This window comes from Nocardia sp. NPDC003963 (assembly GCF_053605105.1).
The window spans coordinates 37,039-52,083 of sequence record NZ_JBSGIP010000034.1; the positions used below are offsets into that span (position 1 = coordinate 37,039).

Here is a 15,045-nt window from a genome sequence, read left to right on the forward strand (position 1 = left end):
TGAAAGCCGGAGCTTATCTATACCGGGGAATGGAGATGACAGTGCGTACGACGTTTCCGACTTCCGTCTCGGCGGCCGCCAAGTCCGCTGCCGCGCGGGATTACGCCCAGCGTGGCTGGACGGTCGCCGAAACGACCAACGGCCTGTGCCTGATCACCGACGAAGACCTGTCCGCCGTCGAGGTCACCGGGGAGTTGGCCGCGTCGGTCCGCCGCTACATGCGCGCGAACAACCTGACCGGTCCGGTGATCGAGATCCCGGGCGCCGAGCGCCGGGAGATCCACCTCGTCACCGGGATGCGCAAAGCCCAGCGTGCGGTCGAGGCACTGCGGCAGGCCGGTGCGGTCGTGCACACCGACGGCGACGGCATCCCGCTGCCGCCCACCCACCTCTCGGCCGGTTCGGCCAGCTGGGGCGTGGGCCCCGAAGAGGCTCGCTGGATCCCGCCCGTGGTCGCGATCGGCGCGGCGGTTCGTTCCGTAAGCGCGCGGCGGCCGCAGCGGCTGACCAGCGTCGCCTGCGCCTGAGTTATCCGCCGCGGCCCGCGGCACCCCGACAACCACACAGCAGTGAGCCCCGGTCGTATCGACGACCGGGGCTCACTGCTGTGCGCAGAACTAGCGGATACGGAAGATGACCAGCCGCTGCACCACGAAATTGATCACCGTGGCCGTGCCCTGGGCGATGACGTAGGCAAGCGGAACGCGCCACCAGACACCCTCGTCGAAGGCGTGATAGAAGATCCAGTTGATACCCACCTGCACACAGAAGGTCAACGCGTAGAGGATCACCACCGCGATGAACCTGGCCCGGCTGGGCTCCGCGGCGAAGGTCCATCGACGGTTGATCAGGTAGGCCGTCGTGGTGCCGGCGATGAAACCGATCGCCTTGGCCGGATTCACCGGAACACCCACCACCTCGAGCAGCAGCACGTACAGCCCGAAGTCGACGACGGCCGAGAGCACACCGGTGACGCCGAACCGCACCAGCTGTGTCACCAGACCGATCTGCTTGCTCTCCTGCCCCGGGATACCCGGGTCATCCGGTTCGGACACGGCGGCGGCCGGCTCCTCGGGCGAGACGGAAACTTCCCCGGCGCCGTCCGGCGCCACCCGGGTGCTCCGGCCTACTGCGTTGCTTTCTGAGCCCACCGACGGAAATGTACTTGTCCGAAGCCGCCTGTGGGCCCGCGGGTTGCTCACAGCCCCGCGAGTCGCCCACAGCGCGCCGACCGGCCGTCCTCCCCGCGGACACTGCCCACCCGGCTCCGGAGCGCGAGGAGCGAACCGACCGATCGCATGCGTTCGGTTGTCCGCGGCCAGCACGCCCCGGCAGTGACGCGGACCACCCGGGCAACCGAGTTCCGGCCCGTACACATCTCCCGTTCGCTCCGGGTGGCCGACACCCGCAGGTTGTGCCCGCCCGCAGGTTGTGCCCGCCCGCAGGTTGTATTCGCCCGCAGGTTGCGCCCGCCCGGCGCGCAGCGATGGGGCGAAGGGGCCCGGCAACCGATCACGTGCCCCGACTGAACCGACACCGCTGACGCGTCACCAGGTAACGACAGTGCCGCGGATTCAATCGCAGTCGAGGCTCGGCCCCGTTCGTTTCGAGAGACCCGTTCCGAGAGGTCGGCACTCACGCGGCGCCCACCCCTGCCAGAAGCCACAGAGCGAAGGAGCCCGGCAAGCGCGCCGCGCCCACCGACTGCCCACAGCCCCGCGACCCGTCATCACGCACCTGCAGCGACGCGCACCCCACCCGAATGAACATGCTCAGGTCCGCACGCATCCCCCGATGGTCCACATTCCACTTTCCGGATGGCCCGCCTCGGTGGGCGGGGCCCACCCCGGTTCTGGAGCGACGCAGCGACCTAACACGGACGAAAACCCGCGACCACAAATCACTCACCTACCGCCGAAGGCGGGACCGACAACAAAGGCGGGGCCCGCCCCGGTTCTGGAGCGACAGAGCGAAGGAGCGAAGCGACTGAGCGGCGGAGTGAAGAACCGGGGTTAATAGGGCCCCGCCCCGCGACGCCGGAGGCGGCGCCATGAGACAGCCTGTAGCCTCTAAGCCGATGTCCACGAAAGCTCCGACCTCGACTCAGGCGTCCGGTACCGAGACCCCGCCGGCCGGCGATCCAGATACCGCTGGTCCGGGGTTCACGCTACCCACGCGAACCCGGACGCTCACCGGATGGGCCCGTACGGCGGGCACCACCGCCGAGGTTCTCTCGGCCAGCGATCCCGAACTCATCGCCCGCGCGGTCGCCATGGTCGCCGAGGACAACGACGGCAAACCGGAGCACCTACGGCGCGGTGTGATCGCCCGCGGGCTCGGCCGCTCCTACGGCGACAACGCGCAGAACGCGGGTGGGCTGGTCATCGATATGACCGCCCTGAACAAGATCCACCGCATCGATCAGGACACCCGGCTGGTGGACGTCGACGCGGGTGTCAACCTCGATCAGCTCATGAAGGCCGCGCTCCCGTTCGGCCTGTGGGTTCCGGTCCTGCCCGGCACCCGGCAGGTGACCGTGGGCGGTGCCATCGGCTCCGATATCCACGGTAAGAACCATCACAGCGCCGGCAGTTTCGGCAACCATGTGCGTTCGATCCAGCTGCTCACCGCCGACGGCGAGGTGCAGACCATCGGCCCGAAGAAGAACGCCAAGCTGTTCTGGGCCACTGTCGGCGGCTGCGGTCTCACCGGCATCATTCTGCGTGCGACGATCGAGATGACCCCGACCGAGACCGCGTACTTCATCGCCGACGGCGATGTGACCGCGGGCCTCGACGAGACCATCGCGTTCCACAGCGACGGCACCGAGGACAACTACGAGTACAGCTCGGCCTGGTTCGACGCGTTGAGCCCGATGCCCAAACTGGGCCGGGCGGTGATTTCGCGCGGTTCGCTGGCCAAACTGGACCAGCTGCCGAAGAAACTGCAGAAGAACCCGCTCGGTTTCACCGGGAAGACCTTCCTGACCTTCCCCGATGTGTTTCCGAACGGTCTGCTCAACAACAAGACCTTCACCCTCGCCACCGAGGTCTGGTATCGCAAGGGCGCGACCTACCGGCAGAAGCCGCAGGATCTCACGGCCTTCTATCATCCGCTCGATATGCTGGGCGAATGGAACCGGGCCTACGGGTCGCGGGGTTTCCTGCAGTACCAGTTCGTGGTGCCGCCGGAGGCGGTGCAGGAGTTCCGGCAGATCCTGATCGATATCCAGGCCAGCGGGCACTACTCGTTCCTCAATGTGTTCAAGCTCTTCGGCGAGGGCAATCAGGCGCCGCTGAGCTTCCCGATCCCGGGTTGGAACGTCTGCCTGGACTTCCCGATCGCGCCCGGGCTCAACGAGTTCGTCACCGAATTGGACAAGCGGGTCCTGGAATTCGGTGGGCGGCTCTACACCGGTAAGGATTCGCGCACGACCGCCGAATCCTTCCATCAGATGTATCCCCGGATCGACGAGTGGATCAAGGTACGCCGCAGCGTCGATCCCACAGGCGTTTTCATGTCCGATATGGCGAGAAGGCTGGAGCTTCAGTGATCAACGCGGTAGGCAATCCGCAGTCCATTCTGCTGTTCGGCGGGACCTCGGAAATCGGCCTCGCGATCGTTGCGGAGTATCTGAAGAAGGGCCCGGCCCGGGTGGTCCTGGCCACCCTGCCGAACGATCCGCTACGCGATACCGCGGTGGCGCAGGCCGAGGCCGCGGGTGCGAGCCAGGTCGATGTCGTGGATTTCGACGCACTCGATACCGACAGCCATCCGAAGGTGGTCGACCAGGCCTGGGCCGATGGCGATATCGATGTCGCGATTGTCGCGTTCGGCCTGCTCGGCAATGCCGAGGAGCTGTGGCAGGACCAGCGCAAGGCGGTGCAGATCGCGCAGATCAACTACACCGCTGCGGTATCGGTCGGCGTTCTGATCGGCGAGAAGATGAAGGCGCAGGGCTTCGGCCGGATCATCGCCATGTCCTCGGCGGCCGGCGAGCGGGTACGCCGCTCCAACTTCGTCTACGGTTCGACCAAGGCCGGTCTGGACGGTTTCTACCTCGGTCTGGGCGAGGCGTTGCGCCCGCACGGCGCGCGGGTGCTGGTCATCCGGCCGGGCCAGGTGCGCACCACGACCACTATCGAGCACTGGAAGGCCACCGGCGCCAAAGAGGCGCCCTTCACGGTGGACAAGGAAGAGGTCGCCGCGCTGGCGGTAGCCGCTTCGGAGAAGGGTAAGGAACTCATCTGGGCGCCGGGCGCGTTCCGGTACGTGATGATGATCCTGCGCCATATCCCGCGGCCGATCTTCCGCCGGCTGCCCGTCTGAGTTGTCGGCGCCGCCTTCGGCGTCGCGGTCGGGACCCTATTGACCCCGGTTCGGTCCACGGCCTCCTTGGTCACGTCCCCGCTGAACGGTAGTCCGGCGGAACCGTCACATCGCGAAAGCTCGAGGGCCGTCGCTCCCGGATCTTCTCCGGTGAGCGACGGCCCTCGTCGTATTCGGTATTCCCGGCGGGCCACGGCGTGCCGTGGCCGTGGCCACTGTCAAACGCGTGTCATTCGCTGGCCCAGTTCGCGGCGCAGCACCTCCTGAGACGGCAAGCGTCCGAGGACGCGTAATACCGAAGGTCGTAGTTCCTTTTGCTCCTCGGCGGTGAGCAAGCCGACGAGATCGCGCAGTTCCATATCATCGAAGGCCGAAGTCATACGAACCAGCGTATCGGCCGTGCCGCCGTTCGTCATCCGTTCGGCAATTCCCTCACGTGGAAATAAACCAACATGTGAGCCATCCCACTTGATAGACGAGTCTCGATGTAGCACAACCTCGTTCAACTCACGCGGATCGGATCATCGGTGCTCGCACCGCCCCGGTCCACCTCCGTGACGGTCAGTTCGGCGGGTCCGGCGTCGGGTCGGTAGGGGGTGAACCGTTCGAGCGAACCCCAGTCCCGGGCCCAGTCGTCGGACAGATAGGTCGCGACCGAATCGGCTTCCAGCAGAAGCTCGGTCCAGCCCAAGGGGCCACCCCCGATACTGTCCTGCCACGCATTGGAGGCGTCGGAACCGACCCGGTCGGGCAGGATCCGCCAGCGCGGCACCTCCGCGACGCCGTGGCTGTGGTCGAACGGCCGCTGGCAACCGAAGGCGAGACCGACGTGCCAGTCCAGCAGGACCGGGTCGGTATGTCCCACAACGGAGTCCAGGGTGGCCAGGCGCGGCAGCCGCGGCGGCGTCACCGCCAGCCACTGCCGGGCGGTGATGTCGTTGTCCACCGCCACCAGGCGGACCGCGTTCGCCTCCCGGGGCAACTGGTCCAGCGGCACCCGCAGATTGCGCCACGACGGATTGGGGCCGATATCGAGCGGCGCCACCGATCCGAGCACCCGCATACTCCCGTCGGCGTTACGGATCCCGTACTCCACCGTGAGGTCCTGGCCGTAGGTGAGCACCCCGTCGGCATCCACCGATTTGATCCGCCCCGCGGCGGTCAGGGCCAGTACCCGGTAGGCCGGATCGGCACGCATCTCGTCGGTGAGATCCAGGCGGTACCACTGGGTGGTCAGTTTCGCCTGCTGCTGATCGCCGGAACGGTAGCTGCCGAGCACCGGGGTCCGGGCCGGGTCGAGACCGAACGGCAGCGCCACGGTGGAGCCGTTGATACCGGTCTGGACCGTGGTGCCGCCACCGGTACCGGCACCGGTGGTGTCGGTGGTCTTGTTCTCGGTATCGGATTCGACGGAATTCGCACCGCCGGAGGTGGTTTCCTCGGCGTCGGCGGTCAGATCCTCGGCGACACCGTCCGGGGTGAACCCGGAGGTCTGCGCGTCGGGATCGGTGGAGACCAGACCGGCGGCGGGATCACCCTCGTACGGGAGCAGCAGCGAATCGGCGGTATCGGTCTCCACCAGCACATCGTCGGCCAGACCGCACGGATCACCGGCCAGGGCACGGAAATTCGATTTCGCGATGGAATAGGCCGGATACTGCCCGACCGCGGCCTTGGTCAGCGACGCGATCTCGAACAGCACCAGCAGCGCCGCCGCCACCGTGAGCGGGGCCGAGGCATACCGGGCCGAACGCGACGGTGGACCGCTGCGGTAGGGCGCACGGTAGTGCAGCCACATCGCCACCAGCAGCGCGAGCACGGCCAGCCCGAGGAACAGGGTGGACAGGCCCTTACCCGCGACCAGCGGGGCCTTGTCCCACCACGGGACACCGAAGCTGGACACGTACCACCAGCCGTTCGACCCGGTGAACGTGATCGCCAGCAGGAACAGTACAGCCGCGGCGAACAGCGCGCGGTTGCGCGGGGCACGGATACCGTTGGTGCCCACCGCGACCGCGGCCAGCGCGGCCAGCGAACCGGCCAGTCCCGCGTACACACCGAAATGGTGGGTCCATTTGGTGGGGGTGAACATCATCAGCAGCAGTGAGGCGAAGACAATGCCCAGGATGCGCACCGACGGCCCGCGCGAGGTTCCCGGGATCCGGCCCTTCCGCAGCACCTGCAGCACGCAGACCAGCAGGCAGAGCAGCATGAGCAGAACTCCGAAGCGACGCGCCAGCGAGCCGTCCGGCGACAGCATGAGCAGCGAATCCCAGCGGGTGCGCTCGTCGAACCAGGCCACATTCGGCCCCACCGCGGTCCGGACGCGGGTGGCCTCCAGCACGGTCGACAGCGTCTGATCGGCGAAGATCACCACCAGCACCAGGGCTCCGGCGGCCAGGCCCGGCGCGACGATACTCGCGTACCGCCACAGCGCCTGCCCCCGCGAGGCCCCGCCCCGAGCCCGGGCGATGATGATCTGCAGCACGGGACGGGATCCGGCGATCAGCGCGGCGATGCAGATCAGGCCGGTCGGTCCGGCGGCCAGCGAGAACGCCGCGATCAGGACCGCGATCGCCGCGGGCAGCAGCCGCGCGGTGGCGATCGCGCGTTCGATCGAACACCAGGTGAGCAGGGCGCCGGCCGCGATCAGCGGCTCCGGGCGCAGACCGTTGTCGTAGGGCAGCCAGAACGCCAGGAACACCAGCCCGGCGGTCCACAGGGCGATCTGGTTACCGCGGACACGGGCCCCGAGGCGGGGCAGCACCTCCCGGCTGATCACCAGCCAGCACACGATCCCGGCGAGCAGAGTCGGCAACCGCATCCACGGGCTGGACTCCGAGACCCGCGTCATCCAGGCGAGTACCTCGTAGGACCAGCCGAACGGTGCCTCGGGGACCCCGAACCACCGGTAGTAGTTCGCCAGGTAACCCGCTTTGTCCGAGACCCGGGCCATGTTCAGGATGTAACCGTCGTCGGAGGTGTTGGCCCCGATGATGTGCCAGCCGGCCAGGACACCCAGCACCACGCCGTCGGCGAGCCGGAACCGCCACCAGTGCGCGGGCAGGAAGCGTCGGGCGCGCCGGCCGTCGGTGGTGTCCAGCAGGTGCAACGCGATCAGGGCGAGCACCGTGAAGACGACCGCGCCGACGATCGCGGCGGTTTTGAGCGGGGTCGGCGACGAGGTGAAGCGGGAATCGATATCGGCGTGCAACCGGATACCGCCGAGCCGGTCCGCGGGAAGGTCGGTGAACACCCCGACCAGCTGCGGCCGGATATCCCGGCCCACCTCCGCGCGGAACGGTGTGCCGTCCGCGCGGGTGGTGCCGGTGAGTTCCGCGGTGGACGCGGCGGCCGTCGAGGTGACGGTCAGGCCTTCGCAGCCGCCCAGTTCCGCCCGCTCGGCCGAGAGCAGCGGTACATCGCGCAGCACCACCGACAGGCCGGCGTCGGTCACCGTGACGCGCAGACCACGCGCCGAGGACTGCCCCGAACCGTCGGGAACCGTCTCGACCACGGTGCCCTCGGCACCGCTCAGCACCGCGCACGGCACAGTGAGATCGAGTCGCAGCGGCTGATAACTCACCAGCGGCGCCTCGACACTGGCGGCGCCCGCCTGCGGCCAGTCCAGACTCGTCCGGTCCTGGCGCACCGGCAGCAGCGGCGCCGCAATCGCCAGCACGAACCCGAGTAGCCCGGAAACCAGAGCCAGCAGGCGGATACGGTTCAACGCTCGAGGAGATCGGTCCGGTCGCACGGGGCTCGACTCTAATAGGCACCGCCCCACTCGGAGACCGCGCATGGCCGCAGCGCGATACGGGTACCGCTCAGCGTTTCAGCACGATCAGGGTGAAAGGCCCGATATCGGTGGTGGTGAACCGCGGATCGTCGAACAGTTTCGCGGGGAACGCCACGGTGTAGCGCTTGACGTTGGGATCGTTCGGGTACACATCGGCCGCCAGCCGCAGGGTGTACTCGTCGCCGCTGCGCCGGAACAGGAAGGCGTCGGGCGCACGCCACGGCGCGGACTCCAGCGCATCGAGAAGTTCGCCCGGTGTGTCCTTTTTGCTCCACTCTTCGATCGCCGCGGAGCGATCCGCGTAGTCTGCCAGCGGATTGGCGTAGTGCGAGGTCATCCCCTGGAATCCGAAATACGGATAGTAGGCGAGGAAGGTGGTGTCACCGGTGAGAACGACAGTTTCCGACGGTTCGCGGCCGGTCTGCGCCCGCAGGGCGTCGTCGATGTTGTGGTAGTGCCGGACAGCGGAGGGGTCGCGCTGATCGGCACGCTCACCGTCACCGTCGGTATCGGTGTAGGCGGTGGTGATCTCGGGCGCGAGGACATGGGGTATGTCCTGGCAGTAGGCGAGGGCGCCCACCGTGGCCAGCACAATGGCCACCCAGCGGAACCGCGCCGGTTCGTTGAACGCCTGATAGACCGCGCGGGCACCCTCCACGAAACCGAATCCGCCCGCCGCCGCGAGCAGCACGAGCAGTACCGGTTCCAGCCGGAACGACAGCAGGGTGGAGCCGGCCGCCGTGGCCAGCATCGACAGCAGCGACCACAGGTACACCGCGAGCACACCGAGTCCGAGCGACTGGGCGCGCCGCGAGGAACTCGCGCGCATCACCAGCCAGATGACCCCGACCAGGCACAGCGCCCCGAGCAGCGAGAAATGCATCATCGGCAGCGGCAGTTCGGAACCGGCCTCGGGCAGATAGTGGAAGGCACCGCCTGACTGGAGCTTCGGGCGGTCCAGCATCCGGGCCAGGAACGGCAGGAACACCGGTAGCGCGATCACCGCGGCGACCACACCCATGACGATCAGCCGCAGCAGCGGGGCGCCGATCGCCCGGCCGGCACTACCCACCGGCGCATGTGATTTCTCGGAATGTGCCGCGATGCGGCGCGGGGTGCGGGCCGCGTAACGCGCCCGCAGGCCGAGCCCCGCGGCGACCACGGCCATGAGCACGACGGTGAACACCGCGAAGGCGAAGTACAGGGTGTAGCAGGCGGCGGCGAACCCGAGGAAAAGCCCGGTACCCAGTACCGCGGCCCAGCCGCCCGCGGTGGGGCCGTCATCGGAGTCCGCGGGCCGGCCGGTGACCTCGGCAGGACGGTACAGCGCCCCCCAGGCCAGCACCAGCACCGGCGGCAGCAGGATCGCGATCACCGCGCCGTAGGCCTCCGGCGCCGCGTAGGTGACGGCCACAGCCGTCACCGCGCTGGTGACCCCGACCGCCCAGTCCGCGCGGATCAGCCGGGTCCACAGCACCAGCGATACCACCGCCGCCACCGCGATCGACCCGATCGCGTACGGCTTGAAAACCTCCCAGCCGTCCATTCCGAGCACATTCGCGACGCGCCCGCCGACCCAGAACCAGCCGGCCGGATAGAACGGCGGCAGATCGGCGTAGGTCATATCCCGCAGCGCGGCGCTGTCGGTGAGCCGGGTCAGGTACTCGGTCCGGAACTCCTGGTCCACCGAGATACCGAACAGGTACAGCTTCGTGGCCGCCAGCGGCATCCCGAGGGTGACGGTGACGAACGCCGAGATACCGGTCCAGGACAGCAGTTTCGCGAGCCACCGCGAACGCCGTAGTCGCAGCAGGGCGATCGAACCCGCGATCAGCGCGGCGGCCCCCACCTGGCCCACCGTGGTCAGGGCGCGTAAGACATTGGAGGAGTTGAACGCGGGCCACTGCACCAGGGAGAACGCGACCAGCCCGACAGCGACCACCACCACCGCGACCACCGCCGCGAGCACTGCTTCGCCGATTCCGGCCCCGACCTGACGCACCAACCGCGCGCCGCGACTCGTCGTCATCGGCGTACTTACCTCCGGCTCCCGATCCACCTACTGGGCGTCGGTCAGCCTAGTGCAGGAATTCCGAGGACCTGCGCTCACACGAAAGCGGCGGCGCCGAAGCTCTCCCGGTAGGGGTGTCAGTAGCTGGTGTCGGACGGACCGTCGTGCACATTGATCTGCCGGAGCTCCGCCGAGAACCTGGTTGCGGTCACGAAGTCCGAATCATCGTGCACGACCACCAGACCGTGATGCGCAGCAGTGGCGCAAACTTGCAGGTCCACGGCAGACAAACATTGATGGCTACCTCGTTCGGCCGCGGAGTACTGCACCTTGCCGATCCACTGACCCGCCCCCTTGGGCACAGTGGCATCTCGGTACAGGGTGTCGAACATCCGGCAGAACTCCGAATACTCCTTCAGATTCCGTGCAGAGGCCAAGAATTCACTACGTTGCGGATAACAGGACCGAAATTCACCGCTGGCGAGAGTTTCCCGCCACAGTTCCAGAACCGAGCGATCCCGCAGGATGCGCCACAGCGCCGACGAGTCGATCAGATGACCTGTCACCGGCGGAAGGCCCTCTTCTCTGCAGCGTGTGCAGCTTCGGCCCCTTCGATATCCCAGTCACGGGCCAGTTCGAAGTAGTAGTCGACGGCGGCAGCTCGACTCAAGCGCTGGTTGTACTGACGCAGCGCCTCCGCGACAGCTGCCGTTTTGGTCTTGTGGCCGCCCAGCTTCTTGGCGGTCTCCAGTTCCTCGTCGTCGATCTCGATATGGGTCAGTGACACAACGACCTCCTGTACAAAAAAGCAACGACCGGACATTGGAAATTGTACATTCCGATGCCCGGTCGTCACTGGGTCCAGCAGGTCAGAAGACCCGGAGCTTGCCCGGATCCCACAACCCGTTACGGGTCGCGGTACCGGTCACCAGCTGCGCGGGAACCGCGTCGTAGTACTGGTCGTAGCGTTCCAGCGTGCCCCAGTCGCGGCCCCAGTCGTTCTTCAGATAGGTCGGGATCGTGGTCGATTTCGCCAGCATCTGGGAGAACCCGAGCGGACCACCGAACTCCTGGGCCTGCCAGGTGTTGGTGGAACTCACCGCGAGCGGGCGGTCCGGCAGGATACGGAACTTCGGCACCTCGGCGACACCGTTCACGTGCCGGAACGGACGCTGGCACGGGAACTGCAGGCCGACCGCCCAGTCGAGCAGGATCGGCTGCTCCGAACCGAGATAGTCGTTCACGCTCTCCAGCTTCGGCACCCGCGGCGGGGTGAACGCCAGCCACTGGTCACCGATGAGGATCGGATCATTGGCGACGACCCGGACCGCGTCGGCCTCCGGAGCGATCTCGTCCAGCGGCACCCGCAGATTGCGCCAGGACGGGAACGGGCCGATATCGCGCGGCAGATAGGTCCCCAGCTGGGTGATCGAACCATCGGGCTGCCGCTTGCCGTAGTCGACGGTCAGCGACTGGCCGTACTGCATGGCGCCGGTGTCGTCGTAGGACAGGATGCGCCCGGCCGCGGTGATGACCACGAGCGGGTGGTCCGGCGTGCGCTCGGGCAGCTCGTACCAGCTCGACGAGACGAACGCCGGCTGCTGGACACCTTCCTGGTAGCTGCCCAGGATGGGCGTGGTGGCCGGATCCAGGCCGAAGGGCAGCGCCACGGTACTGCCGTTCACACCCTGGGCCCCCTGACCGCCGCCGGTACCGGCGTTCTGGCCTTCGGCGAACGCGGCACCCACCGACTGGCTGGAGGTGTTACCGGTACCCGGTTTCACCTCGACCGCGTCGGCGGACAGATCGTCGGGGACTCCGTTGGGATCGAACCCGACCGGGTCGACACCGGCCAGCGGATCGTTCGGGTTCGTGGGCGGATGCGCGGGATCGATGATCGGGTTCAACTGCCCGGCGTTGGCATTCGATTCGACCAGCACGTCGTTGGCGAGACCACAGCTCTGGCCGGTGAGCGCGTCGATATTGCCCCGGGCCAGCGAATACGCCGGATACTGCGAATAGGCGCCCTTGGCCATCGAGAGCACCTCGAACAGCACCATGGCGGCGGCCACCAGGGTGAGCGGGATGGCGGCGAACTTACGCATCCGCCGTCCCCGGGCGGTCCGCGTGGAAGTGGGCGGTTTGGCGTAACCCTCGCGCAGCACATGCCAGGCCACCAGCAGCAACGCCGCTCCGAACAGCACCAGCAGCACGGTGTTGGAGGAGATACCGCCCAGCACGACCCGTTTGTCGAACCAGGGCACCCCGTAGCTGGAGACGTACCAGTAGCCGTTGATACCGGAGAACGCCAGCGCGAGGGTGAACAGCAGGCCGGCCAGGAATATCGCCCGGTTCTTCCGGGCCCGCAGCGCCGATGCCGATACCGCGACCGCGGTCACCGCCGCCAGCGAACCCGCGATCCCGGCGTAGGCGCCGAAGTGGTGGGTCCACTTGGTGGGGTTGAACATCATGAAGAAGATCGTGCCGAACACGACCCCCATCAAGCGCCAAGTGGGCGCGGCGGCGATCCCCGGCACCCGGCGCCGGCGCAGCAGCACCAGCATGGTGGTGAACAGGCACAGCAGCATCGCCAGGAAAGCGAAGCGGCGCGACAGCGACCCGTCGACCGTTTCGACGAACATGTAGTAGTAGCGCAGGTAGTCCTCGTACCAGGCCAGGTTGGGGCCGGCCAGCTGCCGCACCCGGTTGGCCTCCTGGATACCGGCGAAGGTCTGGTCGCTGTAGACCACCGTGAGCACCAGGAACCCGGCGGCGGCGAGCGGTGCCAGCAACGCGACGGTCCCGTGCTCCCGATGCCGGCGGACGACGATGCGGGTGAGGGGCCGGATACCGGCCAGCAGCGCCGCCACACACATCAGGCCGGTCGGGGCGGCGGCGAGTGTGAACGCGGCGACCACCACCGCCACCGCGGCCGGCAGCAGTCGCCCGGTCGCGATGGCACGTTCGATGGAGACCCAGGTGAGCAGCGCGCCGAGGGCGACGATGGGCTCGGATCGCAGACCGTTGTCGTAGGGCAGCCAGAACGCCAGGAACACCAGGCCACCGGTCCACAGCGGGACACTGCCGAACCAGGCCCGTCCGCGCGCGCCGCGCAGACCGTTGCCCAGCCGCGGCACCACCTCGCGGCTGATCACCAGCCAGCACAGGATCCCGCAGGCCAGGGCGGGCAGCCGCACCCACGGGCTCGCCGTGGAGACCTCGGCGAACAGCTGGATCACGTAGTAGTACCAGCCGAACGGCGCCTCGGGTACGCCGTACCAGCGGAAATAGTTGGCCATATAGCCCGCGTCCGGCGCCACCCGCACCATGCTCAGGATGTAGCCGTCGTCGGAGGTGTTGGCCCCCAGGAAATGCCAGACCAGCAGCGTGCCGATCACACCGCCGTCGGCGATGGTGGGTTTGAGCCAGTGCGCGGGCAGGATGCGGCGGTGGCCGCGCCCGTCGCTGGTGTCCAGGCGGGCCAGCGCCACCAGCGACAGCAGGGTGCACACCACCGCGGCGATGATCGCGACGAGTTTGATCCAGGTCGGATTGGACGTGAACCGGGTGTCGATCGTGGAGTCCAGGCTCAGCCCGGCCGGGATATCACCGGTCATATCGGTGAACACGCCGACCATCTGCGGACGCAGATCGCCGACCAGCCGGCCCGCGTTGGGCGCGCCGGTCTCGGTGGTCAGCCCCTCGAACGCGGCGCTGGTGGCCGTGCTGTCGGAGCGGATGGTGATGGCCGAGCAGTTCGCCATCTCCGCCCGGTCGGCGGTCGCCACGACCGCGTTACGGTCCACCACATCGACCGAGGTCTCCGAGACGCGGACGAACAGCGCCTCGAGTGCGGCCCGGTCACCCTGCGGGGGCGCGGTGGCCAGCAACATGCCGCCCTGCGGAGGCAGCTGGTTCACCGCCGAGCACGGGATGGTCGCGGTGAGATCGGTCGGCACCTGCGACATGAGCGGCGCCTGGATACTCGCCAGCGTGTCGTTCTGCGGCCAGCTCAGCGTCGCCGTGGTCTGGGTGACGGGTAGGAAGGGTGTGGCGATCGCGAACAGCGCCCCCAGCACACCGGTGATGATCGCGACGAGACGCGCGACCCGGAAATCCTTCGGCGCGACCTTCGGCTCCGGCTCCGGTGGCGTCTTCGTGAGTACTGCGGTGGCGACTTCTGGCACGCTGGCATGCTAGTCGAGCGCGACGCGCGCGGCCCGGTGGTGCCCCGGCGAGTACCCGATCCGAACGGAAACACACCCGGCATCCGGGGCATATAAACCATCCGGATGGGGTAAAGAGGGGCGGCTGGCACAATCGGCCGGGAAACCACCCCCTTATGCGCGGGGTATTGCGGCGGTAATGGAAAGGTAGGGGCATGACCAAGGTGAATCTCGAGACGAACTACGGAACCATCGGCCTCCAGCTGGACGAGGCGAAGGCGCCGGACACCGTCCGTAACTTCGTCGAATACGTCAAGTCGGGACACTACGACGGCACGATCTTCCATCGCGTTATCCCGGGTTTCATGATCCAGGGCGGTGGTTTCGACGGCCAGATGCAGCAGAAACCGGCTCAGGCGCCCATCCAGAACGAGGCGGCCAACGGCCTGAAGAACAACAAGTACACGGTCGCCATGGCGCGTACCAACGATCCGCATTCGGCGACCGCGCAGTTCTTCGTGAATGTGGCCGACAACGACTTCCTCAATCACACCCAGCCCGCGGGCCAGGGCTGGGGATACGCCGTTTTCGGCGAGGTCACCGACGGCACCGAGGTGGTCGACAAGATCGCCGCCGTCTCCACCTCGTCGCAGGGTATGCACCAGGACGTCCCGGTGGAGAACGTGGTCATCGAATCGGCGACCATCACCGGCTGAGCACGTTCCGTACGTGAAGGTTCG

11 protein-coding genes are annotated in these 15,045 nt (G+C 67.5%); 4 read left to right on the top strand and 7 right to left on the bottom strand.

Going from position 1 to position 15,045, the window contains the following annotated elements; translation table 11 throughout:
* Window positions 1-29: 29 nt before the first annotated feature.
* Window positions 30-527 (top strand): hypothetical protein, encoded by a 498-nt coding sequence (locus ACWEWT_RS30445; RefSeq protein WP_452564140.1) that lies wholly within the window; start codon window positions 30-32, stop codon window positions 525-527.
* A 90-nt stretch (window positions 528-617) separates the two neighbouring features.
* On the opposite strand, the gene ACWEWT_RS30450 is transcribed toward ACWEWT_RS30445, so the two are convergent.
* Window positions 618-1,055, bottom strand: coding sequence for a GtrA family protein (locus ACWEWT_RS30450; protein WP_452564141.1), 438 nt, complete (start codon window positions 1,053-1,055; stop codon window positions 618-620).
* Window positions 1,056-2,077: 1,022 nt separating this feature from the next.
* On the opposite strand from ACWEWT_RS30450, the gene ACWEWT_RS30455 reads away from it, so the two are divergent.
* Complete coding sequence (locus ACWEWT_RS30455; RefSeq protein WP_452564143.1) at window positions 2,078-3,553, top strand: FAD-binding protein; 1,476 nt, start codon at window positions 2,078-2,080, stop codon at window positions 3,551-3,553.
* On the top strand, window positions 3,550-4,329 hold the full coding sequence (locus ACWEWT_RS30460) for a decaprenylphospho-beta-D-erythro-pentofuranosid-2-ulose 2-reductase (RefSeq protein WP_452564145.1): 780 nt from the start codon (window positions 3,550-3,552) through the stop codon (window positions 4,327-4,329). The genes ACWEWT_RS30455 and ACWEWT_RS30460 overlap by 4 nt, the downstream gene beginning before the upstream one ends.
* Window positions 4,330-4,547: 218 nt before the next feature.
* Here the strand turns inward: ACWEWT_RS30460 and ACWEWT_RS30465 are convergent, their stop codons facing one another.
* The 6 genes from ACWEWT_RS30465 to ACWEWT_RS30490 form a co-directional block, all read right to left on the bottom strand.
* The gene (locus tag ACWEWT_RS30465) at window positions 4,548-4,745 is read right to left on the bottom strand and encodes a hypothetical protein (RefSeq protein ID WP_452564147.1); all 198 of its coding nucleotides are present in this window, start codon (window positions 4,743-4,745) and stop codon (window positions 4,548-4,550) included.
* Between the two features lie 86 nt (window positions 4,746-4,831).
* Entirely contained in the window at window positions 4,832-8,131 is a 3,300-nt protein-coding gene (locus tag ACWEWT_RS30470; protein ID WP_452564149.1) for an arabinosyltransferase domain-containing protein, read from the bottom strand.
* A 25-nt stretch (window positions 8,132-8,156) separates the two neighbouring features.
* A complete protein-coding gene (locus ACWEWT_RS30475) occupies window positions 8,157-10,157 on the bottom strand; it encodes a galactan 5-O-arabinofuranosyltransferase (protein ID WP_452564150.1) in 2,001 nt (666 codons plus the stop codon).
* Window positions 10,158-10,276: 119 nt separating this feature from the next.
* Window positions 10,277-10,705, bottom strand: coding sequence for a PIN domain-containing protein (locus tag ACWEWT_RS30480; RefSeq protein ID WP_452564151.1), 429 nt, complete (start codon window positions 10,703-10,705; stop codon window positions 10,277-10,279).
* Window positions 10,702-10,926 (bottom strand): type II toxin-antitoxin system VapB family antitoxin, encoded by a 225-nt coding sequence (locus ACWEWT_RS30485; protein WP_452564153.1) that lies wholly within the window; start codon window positions 10,924-10,926, stop codon window positions 10,702-10,704. The genes ACWEWT_RS30480 and ACWEWT_RS30485 overlap by 4 nt, the downstream gene beginning before the upstream one ends.
* Window positions 10,927-11,008: 82 nt before the next feature.
* Window positions 11,009-14,326: an arabinosyltransferase domain-containing protein gene (locus ACWEWT_RS30490; protein ID WP_452564155.1), complete on the bottom strand. Its 3,318-nt coding sequence runs from the start codon at window positions 14,324-14,326 to the stop codon at window positions 11,009-11,011.
* A gap of 194 nt (window positions 14,327-14,520) precedes the next feature.
* Between ACWEWT_RS30490 and ACWEWT_RS30495 the strand changes: the two genes are divergently transcribed.
* Complete coding sequence (locus ACWEWT_RS30495; protein ID WP_452564156.1) at window positions 14,521-15,021, top strand: peptidylprolyl isomerase; 501 nt, start codon at window positions 14,521-14,523, stop codon at window positions 15,019-15,021.
* Window positions 15,022-15,045: the final 24 nt, after the last annotated feature.